We start from the raw sequence: 14,832 nt of genomic DNA on the forward strand, positions 1-14,832 counted from the left end.
CGGGTCACAGGTGCCGTGCGGCTCAGCGCACGTTCGGGTCCTTGTTGAACCACTTCTTGTAGATCGTGACGTAGCTGCCGTCGGCGCGCACGGCGGCCAGGCCCGCCGTGAGCTTGTCCAGCAGCGCCTTGTCGCCCTTCTTCACGACGATGCCGAAGCCCTCTTCGGGGAAGGACTTGTCGTCCAGCGTCTTCAGGTCGGCGTGTTGCGCCACGCGGTAGGCGATGACGCCGTTGTCGCCCATGGCAGCATCCACGCCGCCGCCGGCCAACTCCGAAATGATGAGCGGCGTGCTCTCGAAGCGGCGGATGTTGGGGCTGGTCTTGCCGAACTCGCGCGAGGCGATGTCGTCGGCGGTGGAGGCGCTCACCACCGCGATCTTCTTGCCGGCCAGGTCCTTCAGCGAGGCGACCGTGCTGTTCTTGGGAAGCGCGATCAGCTGGCGCGCCGCGAAGTAGGGCGGGGTGAAGTCGTAGCTCTGCTTGCGCTTGTCGTTGATGGTCACGCCCGAGATCACCAGGTCGACGTCGCCGTTGTTCAGCGCGCCGAAGATGCCGGTGAAGGGCGTGTTGACGATCTTGATCTTCAGGCCCTGCTGCTTGGCGATGGCGTTGATGATGTCGATGTCGAAGCCCACGATCTGCTTGTCCTTGTTCTCGAAGGCGAACGGGGCGTAGGTGGCGCTGGAGGCGACGGTGAGTTCGCGGTTCGGAGTCTGCGCCTGGGCGCCGAAGGCGAGCGTGACGGCGGCAAGGCCAACAAGGCCGGAAGCCAGGGCGCGGCGGATGGGGTTCATTCGAGGGTCCTCTTTGTCCGCGGTGGCGGGATGCATGTGGTGGGCGGGGATTTTAGGCTTGCGCTATCGCACCGCCCGCACGGAGCGTGCCAGGGCGCGCGAGCTAACTAAGGTTCTCCGGGAGCGAGCGAGGGCATAGCGCGGCGGCCGCGGCTTGCTCACTAGCATCCGGGGCATCCCCATTCAGGAGCCTTGCATGACCCTGCGGCCCGCCCTTTCATCGTTTCTTTTCGGCCTCGGCCTCGGCCTCGCATGGGGCACCGCCAGCGCGCTGGCTGCCGACCCGGCGCCGCGCTTCGATCCGCAGCGCCTGTCGCAGATCGTGAAGACCATCTCCGGCGACGACTTCGAAGGCCGCGCGCCGGCCACGCCGGCGGAGGCCAGGACGGTCGACTACCTCGTGGCCCAGTTCAAGGCCGCGGGCCTCGTGCCCGGCGGCGACCTGGAAGGCGGCCAGCGCGGCTGGACGCAATCGGTGCCGCTCGTGAAGACCGAATTCCGCGGCGCGCCGCAGTTCACGCTGCAGGTGGGCACGCAACGCGATGCGCTGGTGCAGGGCGAGCAGATCGCGGTGCGCGCTGCGATGGACGGCTCCACGGCCGTCTCGATCCGAGAGGCGCCGCTGGTGTTCGTGGGCTACGGCGTGAGCGCGCCCGAGCGGCGCTGGGACGACTACAAGGGCGTCGACCTGAAGGGCAAGATCGCGGTCGTACTGGTCAACGACCCCGACTTCGAAACCGGAAAAGGCGATTTCGGCGGCAAGGCCATGACCTACTACGGCCGCTGGACCTACAAGTTCGAGGAGGCCGCGCGCCGCGGCGCGCTGGGCGTGCTGATCGTGCACGAGACCGCGCCCGCCGCCTACGGCTGGGCGACGGTGAAGAACTCCAACACCGCGACCATGCTCGACATCGAGCGCGACCGGCCGGCGGCGGTGCACCCGAAGCTGGAGGCCTGGATCCAGCGCGACGTGGCTGTCGAACTGCTGCGCCGCGCGGGCCTGGATTTCGAGGCGCAGAAAAAGCTCGCGCAGACGCGCGAATTCCAGCCGCAGGTGCTGAAGGACGCGAGCCTCACGGCCGAGTACGCGATAGCGCGCGAGGTGATCGTCTCCAGGAACGTGGTGGGCCGCATCGAAGGCAGCAAGCGCCCCGGCGAGACCGTGATCTACAGCGCCCACTGGGACCACCTGGGCGTGGGCGCGCCCGATGCCAAGGGCGACAGGATCTACAACGGCGCGGTCGACAACGGCACCGGCCTCGCGGCGCTGATCGAGATGGGCCGCGCCTTCGCGAGCGCGCCCAAGAAGCCCGAACGCTCCGTCGTTTTCCTGGCCGTGACGGCCGAGGAGCGCGGCCTCCTGGGCTCCGAGTACTACGGCGCCAAGCCGCTGTATCCGCTGGCCAAAACCGTGGCGGTGATCAACATGGACGCGTTGAGCCCCGAAGGCCCGTCGCGCAACTTCAGCACCTCGGGCAGCGCCGCGTCGCAGCTGCAGGACCTGCTGGTCGATGAGGCCAAGGGCTTTGGCCTGGCCTACGCGCCGGACCCGCATCCGGAGGCCGGCTATTTCTTCCGCTCCGACCATTTCTCGTTCGCCAAGCGCGGCGTGCCGGCGCTGTCTTTCGACTCCGGCGACGACTGGGTGGCGGGCGGTCTGGCGGCCGGCGAAGCGGCCAGCAAGGCCTACACCGCCGACCGCTACCACCAGCCGGCCGACGAGTGGCGGGCCGACTGGTCCTTCACCGGCATGGCGCACGACCTGCCGCTGCTTTATCGCGTGGGCCAGATGCTGGCCAACAGCAAGCGCTGGCCCGAATGGGGACAGGGGTCGGAGTTCCGTGCGACGCGCGAGGCCAGCCGCAGCGAGCGGCGCTGACGCGGCGCCGGGTCTTCGGTTTCAGCGGCCGAAGAGGATGTAGAGCGCGATCAGCGCGACCACCACGACGCCGATCATCTGCTTCCAGCGGCTCGCCGGGGCTGCCGCCGAGGTCGAGGACGAGGACGTCCAGGTGAATGTCCGCGTCTGCGAGGTGGAGGACGACGAAGACGACGAAGACGAGGAAGACGACGAAGAAGAAGACGAGGAAGACGAAGGCAGGGTGAACGGCACGGACGGCGAGGCAGTCGTCGACGAGGACGACGAGGTGTCGAAGTCCAGCGAATCGAGGGAGAACGTCGTCGAGGTCGATGTCACGCGCTTCGTCGTCTTCGCGCCGTCGATGCGGGCGATGGCGTCCGCGACGATGTCCTGGTGCGCGCCGCGGCCGGCCAGCGCCTTGAGCTCGTCCTCGCCCAGCGCGCCCGATCGGAGCACCGTCCAGGCGAGCGTGGCGGGCAGCGAGTCGGGCGCGGCCCAGGCTTCCTGGTGGGTGGGCAGCATGGAGAGGCTGTGCGCGTGCTGCGCCGCGTCGATCAATTGCAGGTTCAGCAACTGGTCCAGCGCGCTGGCGCTGACGCCGTCCTGCACGCGGCGGTCCAGCAGGCGGATATGCAACTGCGCCCAGGGCGGCAGCGGGAATTCGCCGCTGATGAGGTCGGTGGCTTCGGAGACGATGGCCTGGGCTTCGTTCTCCCGGCCTGCGGCGGCGCGAGTGGGGAGCCCGGCGAGTTGAGCCTGCGGAACGATCTCGCGGGCGACGACCCAGGCGAGGGCTTCGGCGGGCGTGCGCAACGGGGCGTTGGGCAACTCCGGATCGTTGGTGGCCGTTGTGTGTTCGGCGTCGGTCAGCAGGCGGATGTCCTGCAGATGGTCCAGTGCGCGGCGGCTGGGGTCGAGATGCATGCGGCTCCCTCTTCTTGTCTCGGTGATGGGGTGGATGCTCGCATATCGCTGAAGGACATCAGCCGAACATGTCCTTGCATCGAAAGCCTTTTCGGATCAGGTCGCGGATTTCCTTTGCAGAAATTTCTTTTCTCGTTTCAACATTCCAAATACCCATGTAGAAATCTTCCATGCTGCATGAAGTTCCAAGGGGCACGATGTACTTCCCGTCCTTTGATATAAATCGAAATTCTGACGAAATGGCGGACGGATCAAAAGAAGACAAGCCTCCAATGCGATCAATTTTTCGCATTGTCGTTTTTTCGGAGTCGTGATTTTTGATGCTGAATGGGAAAATAATCTCTCTGGAAGTGCTCAGATGTTTGACGGCGATGGAGGTTCGAACGCCCAGTGTGTTGCCTCCAACGCGATACATGTCTTGCAGGTAGGTCAAGTAGATTTGGCCAGCTTCATTTATGTCCAGAATATTTTTTCCGGCCGAGTCGCGTGAAATTTTGATTTTTATATTTTTGCTGCATTGGTTGTAAGCCGTTGATAATTTTATGAACCCTAGAAAAAGAATGGAGTTCAACTTTTCATCAAAATAATTGAAAAGCAAAAAATTGTGATCACTCGAATAATTGAAGTTCTCGAAATTGAATTCAGTTGGGCACTTGTGAAATTCCGAGCCTTTTTTGAGGGATAGCGTTCGAACATCGGTTTTTGTCGCGACTATTTCTTGCGCAAAGCAAAACGAAGGAATTAAAAGGAGCAGGATAAGGGGAATTATTCTTTTTGGCATTGCAAGTCTCATTGATCGGGCAAAATTTTCTTTGCGGCTCTGGTATTCATCAAGCGTTGGTTCCAGCCGTTTTCTCCTCCATTGATGGCACGAGTGACCGCTTTAGATATTCCCATTTCCTGTGCTTGGTCACTGGGACCGACGGCAAAATAATCCATGTCGCTGTCCATCGTTCGAATTACGGCGGAGCGCTGGAAAGTCATATACCAACCTCCGGCGTCCATGCAGTTATAAGGCACCGTCCCGACGACTTGAGGGTTGTCGACCACGCCCGGGACCTTGCGCATGCCGGAAGGATTTTTGGCGACGTACTGTGGATCGCTCCACCAATGCGCATCAAAGCTGGTGGTGGTCAGCCAACCTCGATAAACCCAGTACTGAACATAATTGTCCCTGCCGGTCAATTGCTTGAATCCTCTGCCGCGAAATTTTTGAGCGTCCGGATCTCCGAGATTTCCCATCCGCCAGTTGTAGGAGCTTGCGATCAAAGTCCCCGTGCTGCTGAATTTTTTTGAGTTATACCAATCGACGCGTTCGTTCGAATTCAATCCCCACCAATGCCCGAATCGATTTTCATCGGCGGCAGATTGGGAGTTGATTGCACCCACCACTCCATGCACCTCTCCGTTGACGGCACTGCCGGACATGGCCGTTTCCTGCATGACTCTCAGAAAATCTGATTCTGTAGCTCCCTGGCCGAGAATGTGCGGCAGCCTTTTTCTTGTATTCAGCAGATATTTTTCCGTCATTCGATTGAAAGATATTTGATATTTTTCGATCGCGAGAAATATTGAGGGTTTATCTATGGAGCGAACATGGTTCCCATAGATTTGCTTCATTTCATTTTGGCTCAACCACCCGCATTTCCTCATGTGCCCCACGAATTCCCTCGGATGAAACCGCCAGTCTGCCTTCAGAAAAGCCTCAGGTAATTCAAGAAACGTGACCGCCTTCGCGTGCTTCACGAACCGCTCCCACTTCTGCGCCCCCGTCGCGTCGTCGTCCGTTGACTTGAAGTCCTCCGTCTCCAGCCAGCCATACCGTTTTTCGACATCCTTCTGGTCCCACTCGCTTGGAAATTTGCAGATCGTCCGGCGCAGCTTGTTGCGCACCTCCGGTTCTCCCAGGCGCCGCGCCAGTTGCGCGCGCTCCATGCGCCGGTCGTTGGTCCGGTCCGGGTCGCGGATCAGGGTCTTCAGATGCAGCGAATCGCAGCGCTGGTCGTTCTTCGTCGGGTCGTCGTCGATGCAGTTCCACCCCGTGACCGGCAGGAAATCGGCATCGCTGAACTGGAAGGTGCCCGGCGCGTGGAGGTCGACCCAGAGGCCGCCGTCTGGCGTGACGATCTTTCGCCAGTGGGCGGCGCTGGCCGGCAATGCATCGGGCCCCAGGTTGCGGCCGAAGCGCAGGAGCTCGTACCAGCCGCTCGGGCTGCTCGTGGCTTGCGTGGCCGCATCCAGGGAGCCGTGCCGGTCGTTGGCGACGGCGGACAGGTCGTACTCGAAGCTCTGCGAGGCGCCGGGGCGGGCTGCGGCACCGGAGATGTAGTCGTAGCGGCTGTCGTTGCGGGGGTGGCCGATCGGCGCGCCCAGCCGGTCATGGCTGGTCAGGGTCGCGCTTCCGCGCTCGTAGCTGATCTGGACCCACTGCGCCGCGCGCAAGGTGTCGGGCGGGAAGTGGTCGGTCGCGGCGCTCGCCGCGCCGCCCGTATGGGCTGTCGAGCGCAGGTGGCTGGCCGGCTGGCTCGAGCGGGTCGGCGTGCCCGCCGGGAGATAGATGTAGAGGCTCCCGAAAACGCTGTCGGTGCGGCCGTTCGCGGTCGGCGGCCGGGGGTCCAGGGGATCGACCCAGTTGCGTTTTCGGGTGGTGAGCTTCTCGAGATTCGCTTCGTCGCAGCAGATTTCGAAATGGACCTGGCCTTCGTGGCCGTAGATCTGTCCGGGCGTGCCCAACTCCTCCTTGCGGAAGACCCGGTCGCCCGCCTTGAGCGGCGCGTGCGTCCTCGCGTGCCGGGCGAGGCTGCCCAGGTGCATGCACGCGCTGTAGTAGACGAACTCGGTGGGCACCGTTCCCGCCGCGCCGATCTCGCCCTTGTGTTCGATGACGACGAAGCCGTCGCTGGTCCACGCGGCGCTGGGCGTGTCGCTGTGGAAGGGGTTGTAGTTGAGCGCGTGGGTGACGTCGTTGTTGCGTTCGGTCGGCGGATGCGCGAAGACGACGGTCCCGTCGGCGATGGCACGCACCGGCAGGTACGCCCCCGCCTCCTGCGGCGCCTGGATGTGGATGCCGTTGTGCCAGGCCAGTTGGAGGCTGAGGGGAAAGGAGCCCTCGGGCGCATTGGTGCTCCAGAGGCGGGACGTCGGCTGCGCCATCGCGGCGTCGAGCCAGGCGGCTTCGGATTGCGACGTCCGGGCGGGCAGAAAGGGTGGGCTGAGGATCATGCGAACCATGAAGAAAGTGGAAGGCCGGGCGCATCCCGGCCGGGGCTCCACAGTCTTGTCGGCTCACCGATTTCGCACTGCAAACAATGGTCACCCCTGTGGGCGGGGCTCGCACAAAACCCGCGCGAAGCGGGCAAAAGTCATGGGTCGGACCGAGGCTGCGCCGCTATTTGGCCAGGTGCCCCAGCGGCAACGCGCTGCTCGCCTTCACCTCCCCCAGCGAGAAGCTCGTGTGCAGGTCCTTCACGTTCGGCAGGTTCATCAGGTGCTGCCGCGCGAAGGCCGAGAAGCCGTTCAGGTCCTGCGCCACCACCTGCAGCTCGAAGGTGCCGGTGCCGCTGATGTAGTGGCAGGCCACCACCTCGGGCATCTTGCGGATCGCGTCTTCCAGCTTGCGCGTGGCCTCGTTGGTGACGCGCTCGGTGTCCACGCGCACGAAGGCGAGCACGCCCAGCCCGATCTTGTGGCGGTCGATCTCGGCGCGGTAGCCCTTGATGAAACCGGCTTCCTCCAGCGCCCGCACGCGCCGCCAGCAGGGCGCGGCCGAGAGCCCGACGCGCTGCGCAAGCTCGGCGTTGGTGAGGCGGCCGTCGGCCTGCAGTTCTTGCAGGATTGCGAGGTCGAACTTGTCAATGCTTTCCATGGGCGTCGATATTAAGCAAGATTCTTTCTGGAACCTGCTTTTTCGGGGCAAAGAACGCAAACACCTGTCGCGGACCCCGGCATACACTTTGCGTGATCATGGGCTCGCGCCCTACCGGGCACAGACCCACAGCCAATCCAGCCAGGCCCACAAGGCCCTGCCAATTCGCAGAACGGAGACAGACCACATGAACGCCCCACTGCCCGAGCACATTCGCCGCGCGCTAGAGACCGTCACGCTCGACGACAAATACTCCCTCGACTACGGCCGCGCCTTCATGAGCGGCGTCCAGGCCCTCGTGAAGCTGCCCATGCTTCAGCAGTTGCGCGACAAGCAGGCCGGCAAGAACACCGCCGGCTTCATCAGCGGCTACCGCGGCTCCCCGCTCGGCGGCTACGACCAGGCGCTGTGGAAGGCCAGCAAGTTCCTGAAGGAACAGAACATCGTCTTCCAGCCGGGCGTGAACGAAGAGCTCGCGGCCACCGCGCTCTGGGGCACCCAGCAACTGGGCTTCTCGCCTGCTGGCACCAACAAGTTCGACGGCGTCTTCGGCATCTGGTACGGCAAGGGCCCGGGCGTGGACCGGTGCTCGGACGTCTTCAAGCACGCCAACATGGCGGGCACCACCGAATTCGGCGGCGTGATCGCGGTGGCCGGCGACGACCACATCTCCAAGAGCAGCACGGCCGCGCACCAGAGCGACCACATCTTCAAGGCCTGCGGCACGCCGGTGTTCTTTCCGACCAGCGTGCAAGAGATTCTGGACCTGGGCGTCCACGCCTTTGCGCTGAGCCGCTTCTCGGGCGTGTGGTCGGGCATGAAGACGATCCAGGAGATCGTCGAGTCCAGCGCCACGGCCATGATCGATCCCGAGCGCGTCGAGATCGTCATTCCCACCGACTTCGAAATGCCGCCCGGCGGCCTGCACATCCGCTGGCCCGACCATGCGCTGGAGCAGGAAGCCCGGCTCATGCACTACAAGTGGTACGCCGCGCTCGCCTACATCCGCGCCAACCGCCTGAACCACAACGTCATCCAGGGGCCGAACGATCGCTTCGGCATCATGGCCAGCGGCAAGGCCTTCAACGACACGCGCCAGGCGCTGCTGGACCTGGGCCTGGACGACGCGGCCTGCCGCCAGCTGGGCATCCGCCTGCACAAGGTGGGCGTGGTGTGGCCGCTGGAGGCGCAGCTCACGCGCGAATTCGCCACCGGCCTGCAGGAAATCCTGGTGGTCGAAGAGAAGCGCCAGGTCATCGAATACCAGCTGAAGGAAGAGCTCTACAACTGGCGCCCCGACGTGCGGCCCAACGTGGTCGGCAAGTTCGACGAAGGCGAAGTGCATGTGGCCGAGGGCTACTCCGGCGGCGAATGGTCGATGCCCAACCCGACCGCGCACACGCTGCTGCGCGCCAACGCCGACCTGAACCCCGCGCTCATCGCCAAGGCGATCGCCGCGCGCCTGAAGAAGACCGGCCTCCTGGCCGCGGCCGGCGCCGACATGACCGCCCGCATCGAAGCGCAGCTGGCCATCCTGGAAGCCAAGGAGCGTTCGATGGTGGTGCAGCAGGCCTCCACCAGCGTGGCCGACGCCACGCGCCAGCCGTGGTTCTGCTCGGGCTGCCCGCACAACACCAGCACCGTGGTGCCCGAAGGTTCGCGCGCGATGGGCGGCATCGGCTGCCACTTCATGGCGACCTGGATGGACCGCTCCACCATCGGCTTCACGCAGATGGGCGGCGAGGGCGTGCCATGGGTGGGCCAGCAGCCCTTCACGACCGACCAGCACATCTTCGCGAACCTGGGCGACGGCACGTACTTCCACAGCGGCCTGCTGGCCATTCGCCAGAGCATCGCGGCCGGTGTGAACATCACCTACAAGATCCTCTACAACGACGCGGTCGCGATGACCGGCGGCCAGCAGGTCGGCGAGCGGCCCGAAGGGCACTCGGTGCTGCAGATCGCCGAGAGCCTGCATGCCGAGGGCGCGAAGAAGGTGGTCATCGTCACCGACGAGCCCGAGAAGTACGAGGGCGTCTCGATCCCGGGCGATCACGTGCAGGTGAAGCACCGCGACCTGCTCGACGAAATCCAGCGCGAGTTCCGCGCGATGGCCGGCACCACGGCCATCATCTACGACCAGACCTGCGCGACCGAGAAGCGCCGCCGCAGGAAGCGGGGCACGGCCGTCGATCCGGCCAAGCGCGTGGTCATCAACGAACTGGTCTGCGAAGGCTGCGGCGACTGCAGCGTGCAGAGCAATTGCCTTTCGGTGGAGCCGCTGGAAACCGAATTCGGCCGCAAGCGCACCATCAACCAGAGCAGCTGCAACAAGGACATGAGCTGCCTGAAGGGCTTCTGCCCGAGCTTCGTGACCGTCGAGGGCGGCCAGCTCAAGAAAAAGAGCAAGAGCAAGGGCGCGACGCCCGCCGAGTTCGGCCTGATGCCCGAGCCGGTGATCCCGTCGCTGGACGGTGGCAAGGTCTGGGGCGTGGTGGTGGCGGGCGTCGGTGGCACCGGCGTCATCACCATCGGGCAGCTCTTGGGCATGGCCGCGCACATCGAGGCCAAGGGCATCGTCACGCAGGACGCGGCGGGTCTCGCGCAAAAGGGCGGCGCCACCTGGAGCCACGTGCTCATCGGCGACACGCAGGACGACATCCGCACCACGCGCGTGGGCACGGCGGCGGCCGACCTGATCCTGGCCTGCGATCCGCTGGTCACGGTCAACGGCGAGACCATGGCGCGCATGCGCGAAGGGCGCACGCACGTGGCGCTGAACAGCCACAGTTCGCCGACGGCCGCCTTCGTGCGCAACGCCAACTGGCAGAACCCCGAAGACGCCTGCGCCGCTGAAATTGCGCGCGCTGTCGGCATCGATGGCATCGGCACCTTCGACGCCGATGCGGCCGCGACCACGCTGATGGGCGACAGCATCTACGTCAACCCGATGATCCTGGGCTACGCGTGGCAGAAGGGCTGGCTCCCGCTGGCGCACGAGTCGCTGATGCGCGCCATCGAGCTGAACGCCGTGGCCATCGAGAACAACAAGACCGCCTTCGAATGGGGCCGCCAGGCTGCCGTTCGTCCCGAGGAGCTGCAAAAGCGCGTGCGCCCGGGCCAGGTCATCGAGTTCAAGAAGCGCGAAACGGTCGAGAGCCTGGTGGCACGCCGCGCCGAGTTCCTGACCGGCTACCAGAACGCTGCGTATGCCGAGGAATACAAGCAGTTCGTCGCCAAAGTGCAGCAGGCGGAATCGTCGCTGCCGGGCAAGACGGCGCTGACCGAAACCGTGGCGCGCTACCTGTTCAAGCTGATGGCCTACAAGGACGAGTACGAAGTGGCGCGCCTGCACACCGACCGCACGTTCCTGGACCGCGTCGAAGGCATGTTCGAGGGCGACTACAAGCTCAACTACCACCTCGCGCCGCCCCTCATTGCGAAGAAGAACGCCAAGGGCCAGTTGCAGAAGCAGAAGTTCGGCCCCTGGATGCTCACGGGCTTCAGGTTCCTCGCAAAGCTCAAGGGCGTGCGCGGCACGGCGCTGGACATCTTCGGCCGCACCGAAGAGCGCAAGACCGAGCGCGCGCTGATCGGCGAGTACCGCGCGAGCATCGACGAGGTGATCGGCGCCCTGCGCGCCGACAACCACGCGCTGGCGCTGGAAATCGCGAGCCTGCCCGAGCAGATCCGCGGCTACGGCCACGTGAAGGACCGCAACCTGGTGGCCGCCCGCACGCGCTGGAGCGAGCTGATGGCCAAGTGGCGCAATCCGCAGGGGCAGCGCGCGGCGGCCTGATTTTTCAGCCGACCTGGCCTTCAAAGAGCGCCCGATGGGCGCTCTTTGCTATTCAAAACGTAGCAAAGAACGGCCGGGCCGGATACCCGGAAAGCCCTCCCCGCCGCGCCGGATAAGCCGGTGAAAGGGCTGCGTGCCCCGAATACAATGCCCGGTGCTGTGCGCGGCGCCAAGCCCCGCCGAGCTTTGACTTGCGGCCCGTTCCCGTGGCCGCGAAGAGATGGAATGGCAGGCCCGGCCCGCACTCCTCTCGCTTCCTATTCCCTATCTCTCTGCTGGAGACTCTCTTGTTCATTTCCTCTGCTTTCGCCCAGACCGCGCCCGCAGCCACCGGCGGTGGCGACATGTTGTCCTCGCTGGGCAGCATGCTGCCCCTGGTGCTGATGTTCGTGGTGCTGTATTTCGTCATGATCCGCCCGCAAATGAAGCGCCAGAAGGAAGCCCGCACCATGATCGAGGCCCTGGCCAAGGGCGACGAAGTCGCCACGGCCGGCGGCGTGCTCGGCAAGATCACCTCGATCGGCGACCAGTACCTGGGCCTGGAAATCGCCAACGGCATCGAGATCAAGATCCAGCGCAGCGCCGTGGTTCAGGTCCTGCCCAAGGGCGCCGTCAAATAAAGGCGTGAGCTGATCCTTGCGCTTTGCGGCGCAGGGCCCCAATTCACGCCGTGTCCCCTTTCTGAACGCTTGTGAAAAGCGCCTTCTCATGAACCGTTACCCGGTCTGGAAGTACACGATCATCGTGATCGTGCTGCTCGTGGGGCTCGTCTACGCCCTGCCCAATTTCTTCGGCGAGTCGCCTGCGGTGCAGGTGTCGGCGGCCAAGTCCACCATCAAGATCGATGCGTCGACCCAGGCCCGGGTCGAGGGCGTGCTCAAGGCGGCGGGCCTCGCGCCCGACCTGCTGACGCTCGAGCCGACCGCCGTGCGGGCGCGCTTCGTCTCCACCGACGACCAGATCAAGGCGCGCGACGCGCTGCAGCAGGCCCTGGTGCCCAATGCGGACGAAGCCTCCTACGTGGTGGCGCTGAACCTCGTGTCCCGCTCGCCCCATTGGCTGACGGCGCTGCATGCCTTCCCGATGTACCTGGGCCTGGATCTGCGCGGCGGGGTCGACTTCCTGCTGCAGGTGGACATGCGCGGCGTGCTGGACAAGAAGGCCGAGTCCTTCGCCGGCGACATCCGCACGGGCCTGCGCGACAAGAAGGTGCGCGGCAGCGCGGTCAACCGCAACGGCCAGACCGTGGAGATCACGCTGCGCGACGCCGACAGCCTGGAGATCGCCCGGCGCATGATCCAGGACCAGATGCCCGACCTGAGCACCGTGGAGAGCCAACAGGGCACCGAGTCGCGCATCGTGGCGAGCATCAAGCCCGAGGCGGCGCGCCGCTTCCAGGACGCGGCGCTCAAGCAGAACGTGACCACGCTGCACAACCGGATCAACGAACTGGGCGTGGCCGAGCCGGTGATCCAGCAGCAGGGCATCGACCGCATCGTCGTGCAGCTGCCCGGCATGCAGGACCCGGCCCAGGCCAAGACCATCATCGGGCGCACCGCCACGCTGGAGATGCGCCTGGTGGACGAAAGCACCGAAGGCCGCGCGGCCGAACAGGGCACGGGGCCGGTGCCGTTCGGCTCCGAGAAATTCCTGGACCGCTCGGGCCGCGCCGTGATCGTGAAGAAGCAGGTGCTGGTCACCGGCGAGAACCTGACCGACGCGCAGCCCGGCTTCGAGCAGCAGACCAACCAGCCCAAGGTCGACCTGACCATGGACTCCAAGGGCGGCAACATCATGCGCGACGTGAGCCGCGAGAACTACAAGAAGCGCATGGCCATGCTGATCTTCGAGAAGGGCAAGGGCGAAGTGCTCACCGCTCCCTCGATCAACGGCGAGCTGGGCAACCGCTTCCAGGTGTCCGGCGCGATGACCGTGTCCGAGGCCAACGACCTCGCGCTGCTGCTGCGCGCCGGCTCGCTGGCCGCGCCGATGGAGATCATCCAGGAACGCACCATCGGCCCGACGCAGGGCGCCGAGAACATCAAGAAGGGCTTCGACAGCGTGATGTACGGCTTCGCCGCGATCATGGTGTTCATGTGCATCTACTACGCGCTGTTCGGCGTGTTCTCGTCGATCGCGCTGGCGGTCAACCTGATGCTGCTGGTGGCCATCCTCTCGATCCTGCAGGCCACGCTTACGCTGCCCGGCATCGCGGCCATGGCGCTGGCCATCGGCGTGGCCATCGACTCGAATGTGCTGATCAACGAGCGCGTGCGCGAAGAGCTTCGCAACGGGGCCTCGCCGCAGGCGGCGATCCACGCGGGCTACGAGCGCGCCTGGGGCACCATTCTTGACTCCAACGTGACCACGCTGATCGCGGGCATCGCGCTCCTGGCCTTCGGCTCGGGCCCGGTGCGCGGCTTCGCGGTGGTGCACTGCATCGGCATCGTCACCTCGATGTTCTCGGCCGTGTTCTTCTCGCGCGGCCTCGTGAACTTCTGGTACGGCCAGAAGAAGAAGCTCAAGAGCGTGTCGATCGGCACGGTCTGGCGTCCCAAGACCGATGGCGCTGACGCCGTGGCCGTGGCCGTGGCCGAAACCAAGTAAGAGGCAGCAGAGAGCCATGGAATTCTTCCGGATCCACAAGACCATCCCGTTCATGCGCCACGCGCTGGTGCTGAACATCGTTTCCTTCGTCACCTTCGCGCTGGCCGTGTTCTTCCTGTTCCATCGCGGGCTGCACCTGTCGGTGGAGTTCACCGGCGGCACGGTGATGGAAGTGGCCTACAAGCAGTCGGCCGACGTCGGCAAGGTGCGCGACGTCGTCGCCAAGCTGGGCTACCAGGAGGTGCAGGTGCAGAGCTTCGGCACCTCGGTGCAGATCCGCCTGCCGGTGAGCAAGGGCATGACCTCGACCCAGCAGAGCGACCAGGTGATGGGCGCCCTGAAGGCGGTCGAGCCGACGGTGGAACTGCGCAGCAACGAATTCGTCGGCCCGCAGGTGGGCGACGAGCTCACCAGCAACGGCCTGAAGGCGCTCGCGATGGTGGTCGCGGGCATCATGATCTACCTGGCGTTTCGCTTCGAATGGAAGTTTGCACTGGCTACCGTTCTGGCCAACCTGCACGACGTGGTGATCATCCTGGGCTTCTTCGCCTTCTTCCAGTGGGAGTTCTCGCTGGCGGTGCTGGCGGCGGTGCTGGCGGTGCTGGGCTACTCGGTGAACGAATCGGTGGTGATCTTCGACCGGGTGCGCGAGAACTTCCGCCGCTACCGCAAGCTGACGACGGCCGAAGTGATCGACAGCGCGATCACCTCGACCATCAGCCGCACGATCATCACCCACGGCTCCACGCAGCTGGTGGTGCTGTCGATGTTCTTCTTCGGCGGCCCCACGCTGCACTACTTTGCGCTGGCGCTGACCATCGGCATCTGCTTTGGCATCTACTCCTCGTGCTTCGTGGCCGCGGCCATCGCGATGTGGCTGGGCGTGAAGCGCGAAGACCTGATCAAGGGCGGCCCGACCAAGCGCGACGGCGAATCGGAAGACGACCCGAACGCCGGCGCCGTGGTCTGACGGATACTTC

10 protein-coding genes are annotated in these 14,832 nt (G+C 64.7%); 5 read left to right on the top strand and 5 right to left on the bottom strand.

Annotation, left to right across the window (positions count from 1 at the left end):
- Positions 1-22: 22 nt before the first annotated feature.
- Complete coding sequence (locus tag BM133_RS17415; RefSeq protein ID WP_093436176.1) at positions 23-796, bottom strand: basic amino acid ABC transporter substrate-binding protein; 774 nt, start codon at positions 794-796, stop codon at positions 23-25.
- A 196-nt stretch (positions 797-992) separates the two neighbouring features.
- Between BM133_RS17415 and BM133_RS17420 the strand changes: the two genes are divergently transcribed.
- Entirely contained in the window at positions 993-2,675 is a 1,683-nt protein-coding gene (locus BM133_RS17420) for a M28 family metallopeptidase (protein ID WP_218158385.1), read from the top strand.
- Positions 2,676-2,696: 21 nt separating this feature from the next.
- On the opposite strand, the gene BM133_RS17425 is transcribed toward BM133_RS17420, so the two are convergent.
- The 4 genes from BM133_RS17425 to BM133_RS17435 all read right to left on the bottom strand — a co-directional run bounded on the left by BM133_RS17425 (position 2,697) and on the right by BM133_RS17435 (position 7,446).
- Positions 2,697-3,581 (bottom strand): hypothetical protein, encoded by an 885-nt coding sequence (locus BM133_RS17425; protein ID WP_093436180.1) that lies wholly within the window; start codon positions 3,579-3,581, stop codon positions 2,697-2,699.
- Positions 3,582-3,639: 58 nt separating this feature from the next.
- Complete coding sequence (locus tag BM133_RS34665) at positions 3,640-4,362, bottom strand: hypothetical protein (RefSeq protein ID WP_143100146.1); 723 nt, start codon at positions 4,360-4,362, stop codon at positions 3,640-3,642.
- A gap of 8 nt (positions 4,363-4,370) precedes the next feature.
- A complete protein-coding gene (locus BM133_RS17430) occupies positions 4,371-6,803 on the bottom strand; it encodes a M23 family metallopeptidase (protein ID WP_143100147.1) in 2,433 nt (810 codons plus the stop codon).
- Between the two features lie 166 nt (positions 6,804-6,969).
- Positions 6,970-7,446 carry an Lrp/AsnC family transcriptional regulator gene (locus BM133_RS17435; protein ID WP_042577412.1) on the bottom strand — a complete coding sequence of 159 codons (477 nt, stop codon included), beginning with the start codon at positions 7,444-7,446 and terminating at the stop codon, positions 6,970-6,972.
- Between the two features lie 187 nt (positions 7,447-7,633).
- On the opposite strand from BM133_RS17435, the gene BM133_RS17440 reads away from it, so the two are divergent.
- The 4 genes from BM133_RS17440 to secF all read left to right on the top strand — a co-directional run bounded on the left by BM133_RS17440 (position 7,634) and on the right by secF (position 14,822).
- Positions 7,634-11,245: an indolepyruvate ferredoxin oxidoreductase family protein gene (locus BM133_RS17440; RefSeq protein ID WP_093436186.1), complete on the top strand. Its 3,612-nt coding sequence runs from the start codon at positions 7,634-7,636 to the stop codon at positions 11,243-11,245.
- A 287-nt stretch (positions 11,246-11,532) separates the two neighbouring features.
- Positions 11,533-11,865 (top strand): preprotein translocase subunit YajC, encoded by a 333-nt coding sequence (yajC, locus tag BM133_RS17445; protein ID WP_093436189.1) that lies wholly within the window; start codon positions 11,533-11,535, stop codon positions 11,863-11,865.
- An 88-nt stretch (positions 11,866-11,953) separates the two neighbouring features.
- Entirely contained in the window at positions 11,954-13,852 is a 1,899-nt protein-coding gene (gene secD, locus BM133_RS17450) for a protein translocase subunit SecD (RefSeq protein WP_093436191.1), read from the top strand.
- A 16-nt stretch (positions 13,853-13,868) separates the two neighbouring features.
- Positions 13,869-14,822, top strand: coding sequence for a protein translocase subunit SecF (secF, locus tag BM133_RS17455; RefSeq protein ID WP_093436194.1), 954 nt, complete (start codon positions 13,869-13,871; stop codon positions 14,820-14,822).
- Positions 14,823-14,832 lie beyond the last annotated feature (10 nt).

The sequence above is a fragment of the Variovorax sp. 770b2 genome (assembly GCF_900115685.1).
Lineage (GTDB): Bacteria > Pseudomonadota > Gammaproteobacteria > Burkholderiales > Burkholderiaceae_C > Variovorax.